This is a genomic window from Vibrio sp. R12-SW3-ISO1, from assembly GCF_059834005.1.
On the sequence record NZ_JCBDGK010000011.1, the window covers coordinates 18,030 to 37,391 of the forward strand.

Here is a 19,362-nt window from a genome sequence, read left to right on the forward strand (position 1 = left end):
TTAAAAGGTGCATGAACCTAAGGTGGGTGGCGAGCGAGCTAGGTACGCAAAGGTGCCGAGTTGACGAGAGTAACGAGGCAGCGCCGTCAATACCGAAAAGCGGCTGGGTAACAGGACAACGATAAGCAGCGCGGCCATGATGCCGTGATGCAAAGCGTGAAACAGCTCGCATTGATGATGGGCGTGGTGATCAGGGTGATGATCTAAGGCGTGTTCCACAGACGCGAAGCTGAGCCATAAGGTCAGCAAGATCGTGGTGAACACGATCAGAGTTCGGTGTGGCGTCGAGAAGAACAATCGCATTATCGGCACATCATCAAAAGCAAACAGGAGCTGTTATAATATAACAACTCCTGTCAGCCGAACAATCGAAACTGTATTACAGATTGTCACGCACAAGATTGAGTACCGTCTCAATCTCAGTCTCAGAGAGAGTGCCTTCTTTGACAAACAGTACTTGGCCTTGCTTGTCTTGCACTATGATCGCCGACGATTTCTCTGCCAGTGCCCATGCGTTGGCCACTGCCCCTTCTTCATCTAACACCATGGAAGACCAAGGAAAGGACTGCTTGCTGTCTTCAGCCGAGGATTTGACGAAAGAGCCCGTCCCCCAAATCGCATCATCTTGGTTAATGATTGAGGTCGTTTGATACTGATCCTCTGGAAATTTTGCCGCCGTAATGGCCGCCATCAGTGGGGCGTTCATCTCTTTGGCGCTGCTACGACCCGCGATCGCTTGGATCACTCTGACCTTGCCCACCAGGTCAGCCGATGACCAAGGGGCAAAGCGGGTTTGGTCACCATCAAGCAAAATTTCACCGTGACTGCTGACGTCCACCGCGGGTACGGCTTGGCCAACCGTCAGGTTGTGTGCAAAGGAGAGCGCTGGAGAGCAAGCCAGCATGAGAGCGAGTAGGGTTTTGTTTTTCATTATGTTCTTCCTTTTATGGTTGCGGAAAAAGTATATACCCTAAATAGACAAAGGGTAGGAATTGTCCTTATTCCTACCCTTGAAAATGTGAATGAGGCAAAATTCGCCACTTAGATAAAGCAGACGCCCGTTCCACCTAGTCCACAATAGCCGTCTGGGTTTTTGGCTAAATATTGCTGGTGATACTCCTCGGCGAGATAGTAGGCACCCGCGGGTAAAATGTCGGTGGTAATGGCGCCAAACTGATCGCCGAGCAATGCTTCGTAGCGCGCTTTTGAGGCGATGGCGGTTTGGTATTGTTCATCGCTAAATACGTAGAGTGCCGAGCGATACTGAGTGCCGATATCATTGCCTTGACGCATGCCTTGAGTCGGGTCGTGACGCTCCCAGAATTTCTCCAATAAGGCGTCAAAGCTTAAGCGACTGGGATCAAACACCACGCGTACCACTTCAGTGTGGCCAGTGTTGCCGGTACACACTTCATCGTAAGTGGGGTTGGGAGTAAAACCACCGGAGTAGCCGACCGAGGTGGTGATCACGCCATCAAGTTGCCAAAACAGGCGTTCGGCGCCCCAGAAACATCCCATGCCGATCAATACTTCCTCGCAACCTTGTGGCGCTGGCGCGGTCATATTGGATTGATTGACGAAGTGAGTGGGGTTGATGACCATTGGTGTTTCTCGACCGGGTAGGGCAAGATTGGGGTCGATCATGGTCTGTTTGCCTGCCATTGAATTGTCCTTTGTCAGTTATTTGAAAATAGAGCCGCTTATCTGCTGTTTTCGTACAGACTTATGAATTCACTGGCGCTATTATTTTGGTCATTACGTTTGGGTACCTAATTAAGCATGATAAGAACCTCTTTACCAGCACTGTTAACGCTCTTTCTCTCTACAGGGGCACTCGCGCAAGAGGTCTCTTTGTCGATTCTTGGTTTGGACGGCGAGTTAGAAGATAACGTCGAGGCGTATTTATCTTCGATCCCCGAAAAGGAATACAGCACCGGTCTTCGCTTTCAAGCTCGTCTCGAGCGCACCATCACCGAGGCGTTGAATGCGCTTGGTTATTATCACCCAGAGTTTACGTTTCAAGTCGGAAAAGAGAGCACAGAGCTGAGCGTTACGGTGCAGCCCGGCGAGCCGATCTTGATTGAGAAAGTTGATATCCAAATCGCTGGTGAAGCGGCCAATGATGCCGACTTCAACGCCTTGATTGCCCAAAGCGGTTTGGTCGAAGGTGCTAGGCTCAATCACAGCCAATACGACGCGCTGAAATCTGGGATTCGCAATTTAGCGCTGCGCAAAGGCTACTTTGAAGGCGATTATCAAGTCAGCCGCCTAGAGATTGCCCCTGAGTTGAATCAAGCTTTTATCCGCCTCTACTACGACAGTGGCATGCGCTACGCGTTTGGTCGAAATACTATTAGCGGCAGCCAAATCCGCGAGGACCGTGTGGCGTCCTTATCTCCCTATGAAGAGGGCGAGCCCTATTTGGTCTCCAAAGTGGGGGAATACAACCAAAATCTCTCCAATACCGATTGGTTTTCATCGGTGTTTGTCGAGCCTGATCTGAGTTACCTAGGTCAAACTCGTGAACTGCCGATGAAAGTGTCACTCGCCCCGCAAGCGCGCAATCAAATCGAGACGGGTATTGGCTACTCGACTGACGTGGGCGTGCGCGGCACGCTCAAATGGAAAAAGCCTTGGGTGAATGACAAGGGCCACAGCTTTGACAGCAGTTTCTCTTTGTCGATTCCAGAGCAGACCATCACCGCAGGCTATAAAATTCCGCTGCAAGACGCGCTCAATGAGTACTACCGGATTCAGTATGGGATGAAAAACCTCGACCAGCGCGATACGCAAAGTCTCGAGTCCAACTTATCCGTTGAACGCCATTGGGTGCTTGACAGCGGCTGGCACCGAACCGTGTATGTGCGCTATTTGCTCGAAAGTTACGAGCAAGGCTTGCAAGACGATACCGGACACTTCCTCCTACCGGGCATCTCCTTCTCACGCAGCCGTGTTCGTGGCGGCACTATGCCCATGTGGGGGGACAGACAAAGCGTCACCATAGAGTATGGCGACCCGAGCGTGATTTCCGAAACGCGTGTGACGCGCATTATGGGCGGTACCACCTGGATTCGTGGCATTGGTCAGAACCATCGCGGCATTTTACGTGTGGATGGCGGGGCGAACATCGCCGAAGAGTTTGACAAGCTGTCGCCGTCACTGCGTTTCTTTGCCGGTGGTGACAATAATCTGCGCGGCTACGGGTATGAGTCGGTCTCTCCCGTGGATGAAAGTGGCGCCCTGACTGGTGCCAAGTACATTGCTACCTCCACTTTAGAGTATCAATATCGCGTGCACGGCAACTGGTGGGGCGCGCTGTTTTTCGACTACGGTGATGCGTTTAATGACACACCCGATTTCAAACGGGGGACGGGTTTTGGCGTTCGCTGGGCGTCGCCGGTTGGGCCTGTGAGACTGGATTTTGCTTGGGGATTGGATGCGGATCCGGGCGATGAGTTCCGTGTCCATTTTACTCTGGGGCCTGATCTATGAAAAAGCGCATTCTCACTTGGACAAAATGGCTAACGGTACTGACGACAGGGCTGCTTACTGTGCTGCTGGTGCTTGTCGGGGTCATCCTCTTTACCAATCCTGGGCTCAATGTGTTGGTCTGGGCGGCGAATGTGTTTGTGCCGCAGTTGACGATCGAAGGGCACAGTGGAGCGCTCTTTCCACGTTTTAGTCTCCATCAAGTGCGCTATGTGGATGAGGATTTATCTCTTGATGTTGCCGCCAACAAACTCACGTTAGCGATCAATCCCAACTGTTTTACTGAGCCGTCGGTCTGTATTGATGAGATAGCGATGGATGGATTGGACTTTCACATGCCGACGCTGCCGAGCAGTGAAGAGCCCGCCGCCGCAGAGGAAGAGGGTGAGCCACTGACGGCGATCACCGCGCCTGTACCTATTCAAATCAGCCGCATTGCGCTGTCCAATATCCATCTGGATATTTTGGGCAACCAGATCGCATGGCAGCGTTTCTCGTCTGGAATAAGCTTCCAAGGCAACCGACTGGTATTGAGCAAAACGCAGCTTGATGGTACTCGCGTGGCTTTGGCGCCGAGTGATCCTCAAGCGCCACAGGCTCAAAGCGCCGCGCCAGACAGTGACGCCTCCTCACCGATCGTCTTGCCGGACATTACCCTGCCGCTGCAAATCCAACTTTCTCGCTTAGACATCAACGACTTTAGGCTAGAGCAAGAGACACCGCTGGTGGTCAACCACCTAGGGCTTTCAGCGACCGCTCGTGGATCGCGGATACAGGTGGCAACGCTGGAGCTTGATATGCCACAAGGAGAGGCCAACTTGCGCGCCGATGTCACCCTAAAAGGTGATTACCCGCTGAGTGCTTCACTTGACGCTGTGGTGAAAGACCCGATTGCTAATGGCCAAGTTATTGCGCTTAACCTTGAAGGCAGTGTGCGTGACTTGGCATTGGACGCCGAGTTATCGGGTTTGGCACTGGGCCAAATTGAAGCGAATTTAGCGAGCTTAGATCCCGATTTACCGTTTGAGCTTCACCTGCGTGATGTCGATGCCAGCTGGCCGCTCAGCGGGGAGTCGGATTATCGTGTGGTGTTGCCAGAGTTTTCTGCCCAGGGCTCGTTGCAAGGTTTTCACCTCAATCTGCAAGGGGTGTTGAGCGGAAAAACCATTCCAGAGCTCGACCTGGCGCTTAAAGGGCAGGGGGATATGGGTCAGATTGAATTGACCGACTTTCTGCTCAAAACGTTAGGCGGTGAAGTTGAGGGATCACTGCGTGCGGGGTGGCAAGAGCAAGTGAGTTGGGGCGCAAACTTAGCCCTTAGCCATATCCAACCCGGTTTGCAGTGGCCTCAAGCGGAAGGTGACATCAGTGGCACGCTTGAAACCGCAGGCGGTCTGACGGCCCAAGGCGGTTGGCGTGTGGAACGCACCGACCTCAACATTGATGGTCTACTGCGCGGCTATCCGCTTAATATTGCTGGTGATATCGAGGCGTCGGACGCGGCAGGAGATGGCAATGTTCGCGCTAAAACGTCGGGCTTAGTGCTCTCTCATGGCCCTAACAAGATTGCCGCACAGGGCGAGTTGGATAAGCAGTGGGATATGTTACTGACATTGACCTTGCCACAACTTTCGAAAACGGTGCCTGATCTCAAAGGCCAGATTCTGGGGCAAGTGGCGTTGAGTGGAGCGATGACTGAGCCAACCTTAGGGCTAGACATCAACGCCAACCGATTAGCGTGGCAAACCTTAGCGCAAATTGGCAGCGCGAGCATCAAGGGCAAGGTGACCCCACTGCCTGTGCCGCAAGGCGATCTGCAATTGAACGTTAAGCAGGCGACGGTTCAAGGCGAGCAGATTGAGAGTGTCGCACTGACCTTTTCTGGCTCGCAACAGCAACATAAGCTCAGCTTAGATCTACTATCTGAGTTGGTGACGAGCCATATCGACTTGCGTGGTGCATTGACGTTAGAGCCGCAGCTGAAGTGGCAGGGCGAACTAGAAGAGGTATCGTTCTCCACCCTGCAGGGCGAATGGATGCTGGCTGACACCACCGCACTGGGCTTTGACGCTGAGCGTAACCAAGTGATGGTTGCGGCGCACTGTTGGCTGCAGTCGGATTCCGCGTTGTGTTTGGATGAGGATATTCAAGTGGGGGAAAGCGGTGAAGCCGCGCTCTCTTTGTCGCAGTTTAATGTCAATCAACTGCATGCCTTTATCCCACCCACCACTCAGCTCAAAGCTGAAGTGAATGCTAATGTGTGGGCGAAATGGTCGCCAGAGACACCGCCTGAAGTAAAAGCCTCGGTGTCTATGCCTGCCGGTCAAGTGACGCAAAAGCTCGAAGAAAATGTCACCTTGGCGTGGCATGCGGTGACACTGGAGGCCGCGCTAGCAAATAACCGTTTGGATGCCGACTGGCTGATTGATGTGCGCGACAATGGCGACCTTTCTGGCCAAGTGAGTCTCCCTAACGTATTGGACGCCAACCCCAAGATCGACGCCAAGCTCGCGTTAACTCCGTTCCACATTGATTTTCTTGCGCCATTAATCGGCGATTTTAGTGAGCTAAAATCGACCATCAGTACCGATCTCGCCATCAGCGGTGCGGTAACGCAACCGAAAGTCGAGGGGCAACTGCTGATCGATAAGATGTCGCTGAAAGGGGAGCTCTCTCCGGTAGAAGTGGATTCAGGTCGAGTGAGCCTCGAACTCAACGGTTATGATGCGCTGCTCGCGGCAAAATTGACCACGCCAGATGGCGATTTGGAACTCTCCGGTGAAGCCGAGTGGCGTGAGCTAAGTAACTGGAACGCGCAACTGCGAGTGTACGCTGAAGAGCTGCTGGTCAATGTGCCGCCTATGGTGGCGCTGAAAGTGCAGCCGGATATGACGATATCGGCCTCGCCTAAATTGGCGCGCGTGGATGGAAGCATTCATCTGCCTTGGGGGCGTATTATCGTCGAAGAGCTACCGCCGAGTGCCATTGGTGTCTCAGATGATCAAGTGTTACTTGATAAAGATCTCCAACCGGTTGAGAACGCCACCGAAGTGCCGTTTAATCTCGAAACCAATATTAATATCAGCATTGGCGATGACTTCAAGCTGGTGGCGTTTGGGCTTGAAGGCGGACTGAAAGGCAACTTGAATGTGGCGCAAAAAGACAAAGGTCCGTTTGTCCAAGGTGAAATCAACATTGTCGATGGTTCGTATCGCTCCTTTGGTCAAGATTTGGTCATTAGTGAAGGTAAGATTTTGATGAATGGGCCAGTGGATCAGCCCTATGTGCAGATCACCGCGATCCGAAATCCCGATAACACCCAAGACGACGTGACGGCCGGGGTCAAAGTGACTGGACCGGCCGATGAGCCATCGGTCACCATCTTCTCAGATCCCGCCATGCCGCAAGCGAATGCGCTATCCTATCTATTGCGTGGTCAAGACATTGATGGCGAAGCAGGCGGCAACGCGATGACCACCACACTCATTGGTTTGAGCCTAGCGAAAAGCGGCAAAGTGGTGGGCGAAATTGGCGAAGCCTTTGGCGTTCAGGATCTGCAGTTGGATACCGCGGGCTCGGGTGATGATTCTCAGGTCACGGTGAGTGGTTATATTCTCCCTGGCTTGCAGGTTAAATATGGGGTCGGCATTTTTGACTCGGTGGGCGAGTTTACGGTGCGTTACCGCTTAATGCAGGATCTTTATTTAGAGGCGGTCTCTGGTGTGAGTAGCGCTGTGGATCTGCTCTATCAATTTGAGTTTGATTAATAGTGGCTCTAACACAGAGCCGACGTTGAGACACACTCAGGCAGAGAAAGGAAATAGGGGCGGGCAGTGCAACATCTATTGTTTGTTTATGGCACCTTGCGCAAAGGGGAGTCGAACCAAGATTTTTTAGCTGGCTCGCAGTGTTTGGGTCACTTTGATACACCGCCCTTTTATGCGCTGTATGATTTGGGGCCCTATCCGGCGGTGATTGAAGGACATGATTCGATCTCAGGTGAAGTCTATTTGATCGATGATGTCACGCTCGCACGTATAGATGAACTAGAAGATGTGCCGGTAGAGTATCGCCGAGAGCGCATAGATACGCCGTTTGGTCAGGCTTGGATTTACCTCTACCAAGATGTCAGCCAATTGGATGTGTTGATTGCGTCGGGCGATTGGTGCCAGCGCGTCTAGCGCCACTTTATGGTGAGAATAAGTGTTCAATAAGGAGAGCCCTATGTCAGCGCTGAAACGTACCATCACACCCGTCGGGGTGTGTATCGCCCTGCTACTCACAGGCTGTACCACTGTCACTACGCCAACGTCTAACGTCGATCAAGATTGGTATCAGTTCGGTGTTGATCGCGGTGAAAACGGCTTACTGAACTTGTCGCAATCCAAGTTAGCCAAAGCGGATCAAGCTGGCTATTTGAACGACGACCGTTATGCCGCCTATTTGACAGGGTATGAGCAAGGTCGCGGTCAATATTGTCAGCAAAACGCCTACATGCTTGGGGTGATGGGCAAACCCTATTATGGGGTGTGCGACCGTCTTGACCCCTTCTTCCAGCAAGACTATGTCTCAGGGCGTAATTCCACGGCAGGTTCGGGTTTTTAATGGTTGAATGCCGATAAAGAAAACGGCCAGAGTTTCGCTGCTCTGGCCGTTTTCTGTTATTTAATGAGTCACGGCGGTTGGGTGAGGATTACTTACTCGCGCGCTCAAACGACTCCAGAATCTCTTGGCGCGCGGCAGCGACGTCTTCCCAGCCCTCCACTTTGACCCATTTGCCGCTTTCGAGCTCTTTGTAGCGCTCAAAAAAGTGGGTAATTTGCGCTTTGAGCAGCTCAGGAATATCACCGACATCTTGGATGTGCTCGTACTCTTTGGAGATTTTACTGTGCGGCACGGCGAGCACTTTGGCATCTTCACCTGATTCATCGGTCATTTTCAATACACCGACAGGGCGACAGCGAATCACACTACCTGGCATCAAGGGATAAGGGGTCGGCACTAGGACATCAACCGGGTCACCATCTAAAGAGAGTGTGTGATTCACATAGCCATAGTTACATGGATAGAACATAGGCGCGGACATAAAGCGGTCCACAAATACCGCGCCAGAATCTTTGTCGACCTCGTACTTGATCGGATCGGCATTGGCCGGAATTTCGATGACGACATAAATGTCATCCGGGAGTGATTTCCCTGCAGGGACGTGATTAAGACTCATGGGCAAGCTTCCTTGTTATTGGTCGATATGTAGGCAAATACCTTACCGCTAAACTTGGTTTTTTGTAAATGACGGACGATGAGAGCTTGGTCAAGAAAACACCGATTGTGAAGCGCAGCGACTGGGGAAGCGATGGAAGTTCATAAAAAACAAGGCGCTCAGTGAGCGCCTTGAAGAGAATAGCTGAGCCTTATTGGTCTTTGTATTCTGCGAGGAAAGATTCGACTTTCTTGACCATGTTTTTTGAGCCAACAAAGAAAGGCACACGTTGGTGCAGCTCTGTGGGTTCAATATCCATGATGCGTTTCTCACCGTCTGAGGCAATACCGCCCGCCTGCTCAATAATGAACGCCATTGGGTTGCACTCATAAAGAAGACGCAGTTTGCCGTTCGGGTGGCTTTGCGTGCTTGGGTACAGGTAAATGCCCCCTTTCAGTAGGTTACGGTGGAAGTCCGACACCAAAGAGCCAATGTAGCGAGACGTGTACGGGCGACCGTCATTCGGTTCGTTCTCTTGGCAGAATTTGATGTACTTTTTCACGCCCATTGGGAAACGGAAGTAGTTACCTTCGTTAATTGAGTAGATGCGGCCATCTTCTGGCACCATCATATTCTCATGAGACAAGCAGAACGTACCGATCGATGGATCGTAGGTAAAGCCATTGACGCCATTGCCAGTGGTGTAGACAAGCATGGTCGATGAACCGTAAATCACATAACCGGCCGCGACTTGCTTGTTGCCTGGTTGAAGGAAGTCTTCTTCTGTCGGTGGGGTACCGATAGGAGAGACGCGGCGATAGATAGAGAAAATCGTTCCGACAGAGACGTTAACATCGATGTTAGAAGAGCCATCGAGTGGATCCATCAATACCACGTATTTGGCATTTTTGTTCAGTTCTTTATTGAACGCGACCGCCTCATCTTCTTCTTCACTTGCTACGCCACACACTTGATCACGTGCTTCAAGTGCTGCTTTGAACTTCTCGTTCGCGTAAACATCCAGTTTTTGTTGGGCTTCGCCCTGAATGTTCTCACTACCAACGGCACCGGTGATATCACCAAGGCCCGCCGCGTTAATTTCGCGGTTGACGATTTTAGCCGCAAGGCGAATCGACGACAGTAGGGATGATAGATCACCGCTAGCGTGGGGGAAGTCCGTCTGTTTTTCAACAATGAACTCGCCAAGGGTGCGCATTCCAGACATGTTTATTCCTTAAAATCGCATAAGTTTGGGGGGAGTTGGGCAACCTCTTGCCATTTTATTATTGGGGCACAAGAGGGACGAAGCTATGCGTGAGCTTTTGTTTTTGCCTTGAGCAATTGTAAAACCATGATCTTATTATTGGTAACGAACTAACTGTCTAACCTCTCAATTTTTTTGGTAATTATTCAAATATTTTCACGGTTTTTCATCTTGAACAAACTTTGCTCGATTGTGCCAAGATTTCACATCCCAAGGACAAAGAGGTTCGCTTTTCAAGCCATTATCGCCATAATGAGCACTTCAAATTAGCCTTTTCAGGATCACTCTATGCATATTCATATCTTGGGAATTTGTGGCACCTTTATGGGAGGAGCGGCAATTTTAGCGCGTCAATTGGGGCACAAAGTCACCGGCAGTGACGCCAATGTGTACCCGCCCATGAGCACGCTACTTGAATCGCAAGGTATTGAAATTATAGAAGGGTTTGATCCGGCGCAGTTAAATCCGGCGCCCGATTTGGTGGTGATCGGTAATGCGATGAGCCGTGGTAACCCGTGTGTCGAGCATGTGCTTGATAGCAACCTGCGTTACACCTCCGGCCCGCAGTGGCTGCAAGAGTTTCTGCTGCATGACCGATGGGTACTGGCGGTCGCGGGAACGCACGGCAAAACCACCACATCGAGTATGCTCGCTTGGATTCTGGAAGATTGCGGTTATGACCCCGGTTTTCTCGTGGGGGGCGTGCTTGGCAACTTTGGTTTGTCGGCAAGATTGGGCAACAGCCCGTTTTTCATAGTTGAAGCTGATGAATACGACAGCGCTTTTTTCGACAAGCGTTCTAAGTTCGTTCATTACCATCCACGTACCTTGGTCATGAATAACCTTGAGTTCGATCATGCAGACATCTTCGATGATCTGGAAGCGATTAAGCGCCAATTCCACCATTTGGTGAGAACCGTACCGGGCAATGGGCGTCTGTTTACTCCTCAATCGGACCAGGCGCTGCAAGACGTTATTGCCCGTGGCTGCTGGAGCGAACAAGAGTACACAGGGTGTGAATCTGGCTGGCAAGCGCAAAAACAGGCCCAAGATGGCAGTGTCTTTGATGTCTTATTGGCGGGAGAAATAGTGGGTCGAGTGACGTGGGATTTAGTCGGCGATCACAACGTCAGCAATGCGTTGATGGCCATCGCGGCGGCGCGTCATGTGGGGGTCACTCCGGATCACGCTTGTGAGGCGTTAGGGCGCTTTATTAATACCAAACGCCGCTTGGAGTTAAAAGGGCAGGTCAATGAGATCACTGTGTATGACGACTTTGCTCATCATCCAACGGCGATTGAACTGACATTGGGCGGCTTACGTAATAAGGTGGGTCAATCCCGAATCCTTGCGGTGTTGGAGCCGCGCAGTGCAACCATGAAACGCGGGGTGCACAAAGAAACGCTTGCGGCCTCATTGCAGGCGGCCGATGAAGTGTTCCTCTTTCAGCCTGAGTCAATTACTTGGTCGGTGAGTGAGATTGCCGAGCAGTGCGCGCAACCCGCTTATGTCTCTGACGACATCGACGACTTGGTGCGCAGCATCGCTCGGCATGCTCGCCCCGGCGATCAGATTCTGGTGATGAGTAACGGCGGGTTTGGCGGAATTCACGACAAACTGTTAGCGCAACTAGCCCAATAATAAGAGATACGCACAATGGCTGAAAAATCCATCACCCTCGCTTTTACCGGAGCCTCAGGCGCGCCTTATGGGCTGCGTCTGTTGCAGTGCTTGTTGGCCGCGGACTATCAGGTTTATCTACTGGTTTCATCGGCGGCGCGAGTGGTGTTGGCCACCGAGCACGGATTAAAACTGCCTGCCAACCCAGACAGCGCCAAGCAAGCCTTGGTCGCCCATCTCAGCTGCGACCCGGCTAAATTAGTGGTGTGCGGCAAAGAGGACTGGTTCTCGCCCGTGGCCTCTGGCTCAGCGGCGCCCAAGCAGATGGTGGTTTGCCCTTGTTCGGCGGGCAGCGTCGCAGCGATTGCTCATGGTATGTCCGATAATTTGATTGAACGGGCCGCCGATGTGGTGATGAAAGAGCGTGGTCAATTGCTGCTGGTGGTTCGAGAAACGCCTTTCTCAACCTTGCACCTTGAGAACATGCACAAGCTCTCGCAGATGGGCGTCACTATTATGCCGGCCGCGCCCGGTTTTTATCATCAACCCAAATCGATAGACGATCTTATTGATTTTATGGTCGCGCGCATTTTGGATCACCTCGGCATCGAGCAATCCTTGGTGGCGCGCTGGGGCTATGATCAACGTAACGATTCGTGATTGCGCCTTGGCGGGCCGTCACGCAAGTATGGCTATTGTCGGGCAGACCTATTACAATCAAGCCGAACCTCATCGGGGAGCTATTCATTCACTGAATGACGCTGAGATCGAGCTTTGCTCGGGACCCGTAGACCTGAACCAGATAATGCTGGCGTAGGAATTGAGCGAGGACATCAGGCGTCTGTTTGTCCCTCAGACCTGCGTGGCTCAACAAGGAGAGCGAGCAGTGAAATCCACTTTTATCCCTTCATTTATGCCACTTTGTGCCGCCGCGGCACTGACGTCTTTTTCTGCAACCGCAGCCGATACGTTAACCGTTTATACCTATGACTCTTTCGCTGCCGATTGGGGCCCAGGCCCAGTGGTAAAAAAAGCGTTTGAAGCACAGTGCGACTGTACGTTGAATTTTGTAGCTTTGGATGATGGCGTCTCTATCCTCAATCGCTTGAGACTGGAAGGCGACAATAGCAAAGCCGATATTGTGTTGGGGTTAGACAACAACTTGATGGCAGAAGCGCAGCAGACCGGTTTGTTGGCTGAGCATAGCGTCGATACGTCATCCGTCACCTTGCCAGGCGGCTGGTCCAATACGACCTTTGTGCCGTACGACTACGGTTACTTCGCGTTTGTCTACAACAAAGAGACCTTGGCTGAGCCACCGACTAGCCTCAAAGCGCTGGTGGAATCAAATGACGACTTAACAGTCATCTACCAAGACCCGCGTACCTCAACCCCGGGTCAAGGTTTGATGCTGTGGATGAAATCTGTCTATGGCGACGAAGCGCCGCAGGCGTGGAAAGCGTTGGCGAAAAAGACAGTGACGGTCACGAAAGGGTGGTCAGAAGCGTACTCGATGTTCTTAAAAGGCGAGTCTGACATGGTGCTCTCTTACACCACGTCACCTGCGTACCATCTGATTGCCGAAAATGATGCTAAGTTCGCTGCGGCGAATTTCGCGGAAGGTCATTACACTCAAGTAGAAGTGGCGGCCAAAGTCAAAACGAGCGCGAACAGCGAGTTGGCGGATGCCTTTATGCAGTTTATCTTCAGCGATGACTTTCAGTCGGCCATGCCCACAGGGAACTGGATGTACCCAGTCACTGACGTTGCGTTGCCAGAAGGGTATCAAAGCCTGACGAAGCCAAGCCAAGCCTTGAGCTTTAGCGCTGAAGAGGTGGCTACCCACCGCAAAGCGTGGATTCGTGAATGGCAAAACGCGTTGACCTTCTAAGGTTGGGCGTTCGTGCAATCTGTCCCTAAATTAGGCGTATGGGTCGCGATCTTGATCGCGGCCTTTGTCGTTTCTGCGCTGCTGGCATTGCTCAATCAAGCGCCTTCCCTCGATCTGCGTGTCATTTGGCAAGATCCTTATTACCGCCACGTTACCCAATTTAGCTTCTATCAATCCTTCCTCTCAACGCTGCTCAGTGTCGGCTTGGCGATCCCCGTTGCTCATGCTTTGTCGCGGCGGCAGTTTATCGGCAAAGCCTTGGTACTTAAGCTGTTTACGACCACTTTGGTGCTGCCTGTCTTGGTGGGGGTGTTTGGCTTGCTTGCGATTTATGGGCGCAGTGGTTGGCTGGCGATACAGCTTGCGCAGTGGGATCTTTCGTTGCCATTTAATATTTACGGTTTGCATGGGATTTTGCTCGCACACCTCTTTTTTAATCTTCCTTATGCGGCGCGTTTGCTGCTGCAATCACTAGAGTCGATTCCGGCGGAGCAACACAAACTGTGCGCCCACTTAGGCATGGGCCATTGGCAAAAGTTTAAGTGGGTCGAATGGCCGCGGATGAGGCAGCAATTAGCGCCTGTTTGCGGGTTGGTGTTTATGCTCTGCTTTACCAGTTTTGCCACTGTTATGGCATTGGGCGGCGGGCCCAAATCGACCACCATTGAGCTCGCGATTTACCAAGCGATCAAGTTTGATTTTGATTTGCAAGCGGGCGCGTTACTGGCAATTTGGCAAATGCTGCTATGTGGCTTAATGGCGTTATCGATTCAACGTTTCGCTCGACCTATTGCCATTTCGATGGGCAGCGACGCACCAACTGCGTTGGTGGTGAAAGACAGTCTATTCTCTAAGTGCTGGGATGGCGCTTGGATAGGTTTTAGCTTGCTGTTAGTGTTGCCGCCTCTTGGGATGGTACTAGCCAGTGGTATGAATTCTCAGGCGCTGAATGTGCTGAGTGATGGCCGATTTTGGTCCGCGCTTGGCGCGTCACTGAAAGTGGCGAGCATGGCGAGCGTTATCGCTGTCAGTGCGGGCACGGCGATTTTATTGTCGAGCCGAAGACTGCGCCTCAATCAACGTGAGAAAACCGCGGATAAGATAGAGCTGCTAGGGACCATCATTCTGGTGACCCCAGGATTAGTGATCTCGACCGGGCTCTTTTTGCTGCTCCGTTCGTGGACGGATGCGCTCAGCTACGCCTTGGTCGTTGTTGTTGCGGTCAACGCGTTAATGGGGCTGCCTTATGTGATCAAAACCTTGGCTCAGCCGATGTTGCAACTCGAGCAGCAGTATCAGTACCTTTGTGCAACCCTTGGAATCCGCGGTTGGCGCCGTTTACGAGTGGTGGAGTGGCGCGCATTAAAACGGCCGCTGGCGCACGCGTTTGCCATCAGCTTTATGTTTTCTATGGGCGATCTCAGTGCCATCGCGCTGTTTGGTAGTCAGGAGTTTCGTACGCTGCCGCTCTACCTGTTCCAACTGCTCGGCAGTTACCAAATGGACGCGGCGGCGGTCGTATCGGTCACTTTACTGCTTTTGAGTGTGGGTTGTTTTGCGCTGATGGAACGCCTATTTCGCTCTCGCTCTGCTTCTACCCCCACCAATAGGAGTCACTATGCTCACTCTCAGTGACCTGCATTACGATTATCATGCCGAGTCATTTCAGTTTGATCTGCACGTTGAGGCAGGGCAAATCGTCGCGCTAATGGGACCCAGTGGCGCAGGGAAGTCGACCTTACTCGCCTTGATGGCGGGCTTTATTGAACCATTAAGCGGTGAAATTTTAGCGCAAGGTCAAACGCTCAACGGGCTGGCGCCTTACCAGCGCCCGTTTGCGATGTTGTTTCAAGAGCACAACTTGTTTGCTCACCTTACCGTGTCGGAAAACATCGGCCTTGGATTGGATCCCGGCTTGAAGTTGTCTGCAACGCAGAAACAGGCGGTAGTGCAAGCGGCACAGCAGGTGGGGGTGGCGGAGTATTTGTCTCGATTGCCGCATGAGCTCTCTGGTGGCCAGCGTCAACGGGTTGCGTTAGCGCGCTGCTTTGTACAGTCTGCGCCGATATGGCTGCTCGACGAGCCCTTTTCAGCGCTCGATCCTTTGCTCAGGTTAGAGATGCTATCACTGGTCAAACAGTTGGCGAGTGAGCGTGATATTACGGTCGTGATGGTGACGCACCACTTAGGTGATGCCAAAGCGATCGCAACGCATTTTGCGTTTGTATCACAAGGTCATGTCGCAGCGACTGGGCCGATTTCAGAGCTAGCGGCGACCCACTCGGACCCTAGCCTCGGCGCATTTGTTCAGGCGGCCACCACGGCGCACAACTGAGCGCTATAACAATGGGCTAGAAAGCAGAGATACAAAAAAGCGGATAAGTGTGCACTTATCCGCTTCAATCATCACTGAGTAAGAGCGTGTTATTGTGGCTCTTCACTGCTCAATGCTTTGAGGATCTGGAAAATCTCTCGATACGCTTTAGCTGGCTTGTTGGCTTGCTTTTCTTTGTTCGCCTGACGAGCAAGCTGACGTAAACGCTGACGGTCCGCATCCGGATACAGCGTCAATACCTCTTCAATGGCGCTGTCGCCCTCTTCCACCACACGGTCACGCAGTTGCTCTAGTTTGTGCAGAAGCGCCGTGGTTTGAGAGTGCTTGTTACGGACTTTATCCAGCGCCGCTTGAATTGGCTCTGGGTCTTCGTGACGCATCAATTTGCCGATAAACTGCAACTGACGACGGCGCGCTTCGTTTTTAAAACGCTGCGCATCGCGAATCGCATCGGCCAAGTCTTCGCTGAGTGGAAATTTTTCCAACACAGAGGGCTTGAGGTTAACGAGCTCTTCACCCAGTTTCTGCAGCTCTTCCATGTCACGCTTCAACTCGGATTTACTTACCCAGATGATCTCTTCTTCTGGTTCCCATGGCGCTTTTTGATTTTTGCGAGCCATTTTCATACCTTCATTTGAACGTCTATTTCTCTATTTTAACAAGAATCATGGGGAGAAAGCGAAATTCTTGTTATCCTAGCGACAAAGCAACGACTGATGAAGAGAATATGGACGTAAAAAAGCAAGTGGCACAGCAGCGTATCGAGCTTGAAGCTGCCGTCGCGAAAGCGTTAGAGATGGCGGGTGAAAAAGCGGATGCCGCGGAAGTTGCCATCAGTAAAACCACAGGTTTAAGCGTATCGACTCGCATGTGTGAGGTCGAAAATGTGGAGTTCAACAGTGACGGTGCACTCGGTATTACCGTCTACCGCAATCAGCGTAAAGGCAGCGCCTCAACGTCAGACTTAAGCGAAAAAGCGATTCAACAAACGGTATTGGCGGCACTCGATATCGCTCAATACACATCAGAAGATCCGTATGCAGGCCCAGCACCGGCTAAGTTGATGGTCAAAGATATTCCCGATTTGGATCTGTTTCACCCCGATACGCCTGACCCTGACTACGCGGCAGAAATGGCGATTGAAGCGGAGCAAGAAGCGCTCAGCTACAGCGATAAGATCAAGCAAAGTGATGGCGCCAGCTACGATAGCCACTATGGCGTCAAAGTGTACGGTAACAGCCACGGCTTACTGGCGAGTTATGCCTCAAGTCGCCATAGCATCAGTTGCTGTGTGATTGGTCAAGGCCAAAACGGTGAAATGGAACGCGACTACAGCTACACAGTGGCGCGTCACAAAGACGACCTGTGGACGCCGAAATCCGTGGGCCTGAGCGCAGCGGAGAAAACCGTCAGTCGTTTAGACGCGCAGAAGCTCAAAACCGGTCAGTACCCGATTATGTTTGCGGCGGATGTCGCAACGGGTCTACTCGGTCACCTTGTGATGGCGATCAGTGGTGGCAACTTGTACCGCAAATCCTCGTTTCTTCTTGATCATCTTGGTCAGAAAATTCTACCCAGCTGGTTCCAAGTCGACGAGCGTCCCCATGTGTTGCGTGGTCTGGCGTCAAGCCCGTTTGATAGCGAAGGCGTTGCTACGCAAGATAGACAAATTATCACTGACGGCGTGTTATCCACTTACCTATTGACCAGTTATGCGGCGCGTAAAATGTCGATGACGCCAACCGGTCATGCGGGTGGCATCCACAACTGGTACGTACGATCCACAGGGCAAGATTTTGAGCAAATGCTTAAGGCGCTAGGCACCGGATTTTTGGTCACAGAAGTGATGGGGCAGGGTGTGAATATCGTGACAGGCGATTACTCGCGCGGCGCAGCCGGTTTCTGGGTTGAGAATGGTCAAATCCAATTCCCCGTCTCGGAGGTGACCATCGCAGGTAATCTCAAGCAGATGTTCAACCAAATAGTGGCTGTCGGCAGTGATGTGGAAACCCGTTCGCAGATTCAAACCGGTTCTATCTTGCTTGAGTCAATGAAAGTGGCGGGCGAATAAGCCTCACTATTTGACGTAGCAATGCATCAGCGACGAAACACGAGAGTGCTTCGTCGCTGATGTGTATTTATAGTGCTGTTAGCGCTCAAACAGCTCGACATGCAACTTCTGAATCGCTTGTTTGGCTTCTGATTCACGCAGTAAGAAACAGAGGTTGTGCTGGCTAGCGCCGTAACAAATCATTCGTAAGTTAAAGTCTTCAAGCGTACCAAATACTTGTTTTGCGTAACCTTTACTCTCGCTCATGTTGTTACCAATCAAGGCGACGACGGAGAGGTTGTGTTCCACTTTCACGCTGCACAGCTCTTCAAGCTCTTCACGCGCGGCTTGAGGTAACGATGGCGCACCGCCAGAGGTACCTGTTTGATCAAGCGTTAATGAGACACTGATTTCAGAGGTGGTGATCAAATCGACCGAGACCTTATGCTTGGCCAAGATCTCAAACACTTTGGCTAGAAAGCCGTAAGCATGGAACATTTTCGCGCTGCGCAGCGTCACCATGGTTTGGTTGTTCCGTAGGGCTAGGGCGCGAAACAGCGGTGAGCTTTCCACTTGATGACGAATCCAAGTACCACCTTGCTCTGGCGCTTTCGAGGAACCGACAAACACCGGAATATCATGGCGCAGAGCAGGGACTAGGGTCGAAGGGTGCAGGATCTTGGCGCCAAAATTCGCCATCTCTGACGCTTCGCTGAAGCTAATTTCTGCAATCGGTGCCGCATTCGGGGCAATACGCGGGTCCGTGGTGTAGATTCCCGGTACATCAGTCCAAATTTCTAAGCCAGAGGCTTGCACTGCCTCGGCAATCAAAGCCGCACTGTAATCACTGCCACCACGGCCAAGGGTAGTGGTGTTGCCTTCTTCATCGGAGCCAATAAAGCCCTGTGTCACCACAACGTGCTCGCGGCACAGTGGCAGCAAGGTGTCACTGGCAAGCTCACGAATGGCGGCAACATCCGGTTCTGCGCGGCCAAAGTGGCTGTCAGTGCGCAGTACATCACGAATATCAAAGCGTACCGCGTTGATGCCGCGCTCAATCATCAGTTGGGTTAAAATGTGGGTCGACATCAGTTCACCACACGCAACAAGGTGATCAGTCAACTTATTGCTGGCTTGAATCGAGGCCGCTTCCGCAAGGCTGGTGACCGTATCAAGCAGACTGTACACTTCACTCGCCGCATGGGTTGGATCATTGAGTTGATTAAGAATCGCATCATGAATCTCAGCGAGCTGAGTCAGAATATCGCTGCGTTGCTGCTGATCTTGTACGCCGTTCGCCAGCGCGACCAATAGATTTGTTACCCCTGAACAGGCACTGCTGACCACCAGTTTTGTCTCTGGATTGTTATCAACGATCGCCGCACAACGGCTCATCGCTTCAAAGTTTGCAACACTTGTCCCACCAAATTTAGCAACGTTAAAATTGCTCACGGCATTTCTCCCACAACTTCCTGAATATTGAGTCTTTCCTTTGCGTGAGGTGAGGATGAGC

The 19,362-nt window shown here is 51.9% G+C and carries 17 protein-coding genes and 1 riboswitch; of the genes, 10 read left to right on the top strand and 7 right to left on the bottom strand.

Annotated features, from left to right (window positions below):
• The 3 genes from AC6R0R_RS02995 to msrA form a co-directional block, all read right to left on the bottom strand.
• A complete protein-coding gene (locus AC6R0R_RS02995; RefSeq protein ID WP_500625647.1) occupies nucleotides 1-264 on the bottom strand; it encodes a DUF2607 family protein in 264 nt (87 codons plus the stop codon).
• Between the two features lie 115 nt (nucleotides 265-379).
• Entirely contained in the window at nucleotides 380-931 is a 552-nt protein-coding gene (locus AC6R0R_RS03000) for a YtfJ family protein (RefSeq protein WP_334555005.1), read from the bottom strand.
• Nucleotides 932-1,041: 110 nt separating this feature from the next.
• Nucleotides 1,042-1,662, bottom strand: coding sequence for a peptide-methionine (S)-S-oxide reductase MsrA (gene msrA, locus AC6R0R_RS03005; protein WP_500625648.1), 621 nt, complete (start codon nucleotides 1,660-1,662; stop codon nucleotides 1,042-1,044).
• 117 nt (nucleotides 1,663-1,779) lie between these two features.
• Between msrA and tamA the strand changes: the two genes are divergently transcribed.
• The 4 genes from tamA (at nucleotide 1,780) to AC6R0R_RS03025 (ending at nucleotide 8,094) form a co-directional block, all read left to right on the top strand.
• Entirely contained in the window at nucleotides 1,780-3,492 is a 1,713-nt protein-coding gene (tamA, locus tag AC6R0R_RS03010; RefSeq protein ID WP_500625649.1) for an autotransporter assembly complex protein TamA, read from the top strand.
• On the top strand, nucleotides 3,489-7,256 hold the full coding sequence (gene tamB, locus AC6R0R_RS03015) for an autotransporter assembly complex protein TamB (RefSeq protein WP_500625650.1): 3,768 nt from the start codon (nucleotides 3,489-3,491) through the stop codon (nucleotides 7,254-7,256). The genes tamA and tamB overlap by 4 nt, the downstream gene beginning before the upstream one ends.
• 66 nt (nucleotides 7,257-7,322) lie before the next feature.
• Entirely contained in the window at nucleotides 7,323-7,670 is a 348-nt protein-coding gene (locus AC6R0R_RS03020; RefSeq protein ID WP_334555009.1) for a gamma-glutamylcyclotransferase family protein, read from the top strand.
• Between the two features lie 43 nt (nucleotides 7,671-7,713).
• Nucleotides 7,714-8,094 carry a DUF2799 domain-containing protein gene (locus AC6R0R_RS03025; RefSeq protein ID WP_500625651.1) on the top strand — a complete coding sequence of 127 codons (381 nt, stop codon included), beginning with the start codon at nucleotides 7,714-7,716 and terminating at the stop codon, nucleotides 8,092-8,094.
• 88 nt (nucleotides 8,095-8,182) lie between these two features.
• Here the strand turns inward: AC6R0R_RS03025 and ppa are convergent, their stop codons facing one another.
• Complete coding sequence (gene ppa / locus AC6R0R_RS03030; protein ID WP_334555011.1) at nucleotides 8,183-8,710, bottom strand: inorganic diphosphatase; 528 nt, start codon at nucleotides 8,708-8,710, stop codon at nucleotides 8,183-8,185.
• A 190-nt stretch (nucleotides 8,711-8,900) separates the two neighbouring features.
• Nucleotides 8,901-9,914 (bottom strand): class 1 fructose-bisphosphatase, encoded by a 1,014-nt coding sequence (fbp, locus tag AC6R0R_RS03035; protein WP_334555012.1) that lies wholly within the window; start codon nucleotides 9,912-9,914, stop codon nucleotides 8,901-8,903.
• Between the two features lie 327 nt (nucleotides 9,915-10,241).
• Here fbp and mpl point away from each other — a divergent pair, with 327 nt between their 5' ends.
• The 5 genes from mpl (at nucleotide 10,242) to thiQ (ending at nucleotide 15,799) form a co-directional block, all read left to right on the top strand.
• Complete coding sequence (gene mpl, locus AC6R0R_RS03040; protein WP_500625652.1) at nucleotides 10,242-11,594, top strand: UDP-N-acetylmuramate:L-alanyl-gamma-D-glutamyl-meso-diaminopimelate ligase; 1,353 nt, start codon at nucleotides 10,242-10,244, stop codon at nucleotides 11,592-11,594.
• Nucleotides 11,595-11,609: 15 nt separating this feature from the next.
• Nucleotides 11,610-12,233 carry a flavin prenyltransferase UbiX gene (locus AC6R0R_RS03045; protein ID WP_500625653.1) on the top strand — a complete coding sequence of 208 codons (624 nt, stop codon included), beginning with the start codon at nucleotides 11,610-11,612 and terminating at the stop codon, nucleotides 12,231-12,233.
• Nucleotides 12,234-12,296: 63 nt separating this feature from the next.
• A riboswitch (TPP riboswitch) is annotated at nucleotides 12,297-12,410 on the top strand.
• A 76-nt stretch (nucleotides 12,411-12,486) separates the two neighbouring features.
• Nucleotides 12,487-13,464, top strand: coding sequence for a thiamine ABC transporter substrate binding subunit (gene thiB, locus AC6R0R_RS03050; RefSeq protein WP_500625668.1), 978 nt, complete (start codon nucleotides 12,487-12,489; stop codon nucleotides 13,462-13,464).
• A gap of 12 nt (nucleotides 13,465-13,476) precedes the next feature.
• The gene (gene thiP / locus AC6R0R_RS03055) at nucleotides 13,477-15,099 is read left to right on the top strand and encodes a thiamine/thiamine pyrophosphate ABC transporter permease ThiP (RefSeq protein WP_500625654.1); all 1,623 of its coding nucleotides are present in this window, start codon (nucleotides 13,477-13,479) and stop codon (nucleotides 15,097-15,099) included.
• Nucleotides 15,083-15,799 carry a thiamine ABC transporter ATP-binding protein gene (gene thiQ / locus AC6R0R_RS03060; protein WP_500625655.1) on the top strand — a complete coding sequence of 239 codons (717 nt, stop codon included), beginning with the start codon at nucleotides 15,083-15,085 and terminating at the stop codon, nucleotides 15,797-15,799. Before thiP ends, thiQ begins: the two co-directional genes overlap by 17 nt.
• Before the next feature lie 89 nt (nucleotides 15,800-15,888).
• On the opposite strand, the gene yjgA is transcribed toward thiQ, so the two are convergent.
• Nucleotides 15,889-16,419 (bottom strand): ribosome biogenesis factor YjgA, encoded by a 531-nt coding sequence (gene yjgA, locus AC6R0R_RS03065; protein ID WP_334555017.1) that lies wholly within the window; start codon nucleotides 16,417-16,419, stop codon nucleotides 15,889-15,891.
• Between the two features lie 107 nt (nucleotides 16,420-16,526).
• On the opposite strand from yjgA, the gene pmbA reads away from it, so the two are divergent.
• On the top strand, nucleotides 16,527-17,870 hold the full coding sequence (gene pmbA / locus AC6R0R_RS03070) for a metalloprotease PmbA (protein ID WP_500625656.1): 1,344 nt from the start codon (nucleotides 16,527-16,529) through the stop codon (nucleotides 17,868-17,870).
• Between the two features lie 78 nt (nucleotides 17,871-17,948).
• On the opposite strand, the gene lysC is transcribed toward pmbA, so the two are convergent.
• On the bottom strand, nucleotides 17,949-19,301 hold the full coding sequence (gene lysC, locus AC6R0R_RS03075; RefSeq protein WP_487901800.1) for a lysine-sensitive aspartokinase 3: 1,353 nt from the start codon (nucleotides 19,299-19,301) through the stop codon (nucleotides 17,949-17,951).
• Nucleotides 19,302-19,362 lie beyond the last annotated feature (61 nt).

What these genes read in the sequence shown, in the direction of transcription:
- AC6R0R_RS03000 (WP_334555005.1), bottom strand. Translation starts at nt 931, where the DNA reads ATGAAAAACAAAACCCTACTCGCTCTCATGCTGGCTTGCTCTCCAGCG.
- msrA (WP_500625648.1), bottom strand. Translation starts at nt 1,662, where the DNA reads ATGGCAGGCAAACAGACCATGATCGACCCCAATCTTGCCCTACCCGGT.
- tamA (WP_500625649.1), top strand. Translation starts at nt 1,780, where the DNA reads ATGATAAGAACCTCTTTACCAGCACTGTTAACGCTCTTTCTCTCTACA.
- tamB (WP_500625650.1), top strand. Translation starts at nt 3,489, where the DNA reads ATGAAAAAGCGCATTCTCACTTGGACAAAATGGCTAACGGTACTGACG.
- AC6R0R_RS03025 (WP_500625651.1), top strand. Translation starts at nt 7,714, where the DNA reads ATGTCAGCGCTGAAACGTACCATCACACCCGTCGGGGTGTGTATCGCC.
- ppa (WP_334555011.1), bottom strand. Translation starts at nt 8,710, where the DNA reads ATGAGTCTTAATCACGTCCCTGCAGGGAAATCACTCCCGGATGACATT.
- fbp (WP_334555012.1), bottom strand. Translation starts at nt 9,914, where the DNA reads ATGTCTGGAATGCGCACCCTTGGCGAGTTCATTGTTGAAAAACAGACG.
- mpl (WP_500625652.1), top strand. Translation starts at nt 10,242, where the DNA reads ATGCATATTCATATCTTGGGAATTTGTGGCACCTTTATGGGAGGAGCG.
- AC6R0R_RS03045 (WP_500625653.1), top strand. Translation starts at nt 11,610, where the DNA reads ATGGCTGAAAAATCCATCACCCTCGCTTTTACCGGAGCCTCAGGCGCG.
- thiB (WP_500625668.1), top strand. Translation starts at nt 12,487, where the DNA reads ATGCCACTTTGTGCCGCCGCGGCACTGACGTCTTTTTCTGCAACCGCA.
- thiQ (WP_500625655.1), top strand. Translation starts at nt 15,083, where the DNA reads ATGCTCACTCTCAGTGACCTGCATTACGATTATCATGCCGAGTCATTT.
- yjgA (WP_334555017.1), bottom strand. Translation starts at nt 16,419, where the DNA reads ATGGCTCGCAAAAATCAAAAAGCGCCATGGGAACCAGAAGAAGAGATC.
- pmbA (WP_500625656.1), top strand. Translation starts at nt 16,527, where the DNA reads ATGGACGTAAAAAAGCAAGTGGCACAGCAGCGTATCGAGCTTGAAGCT.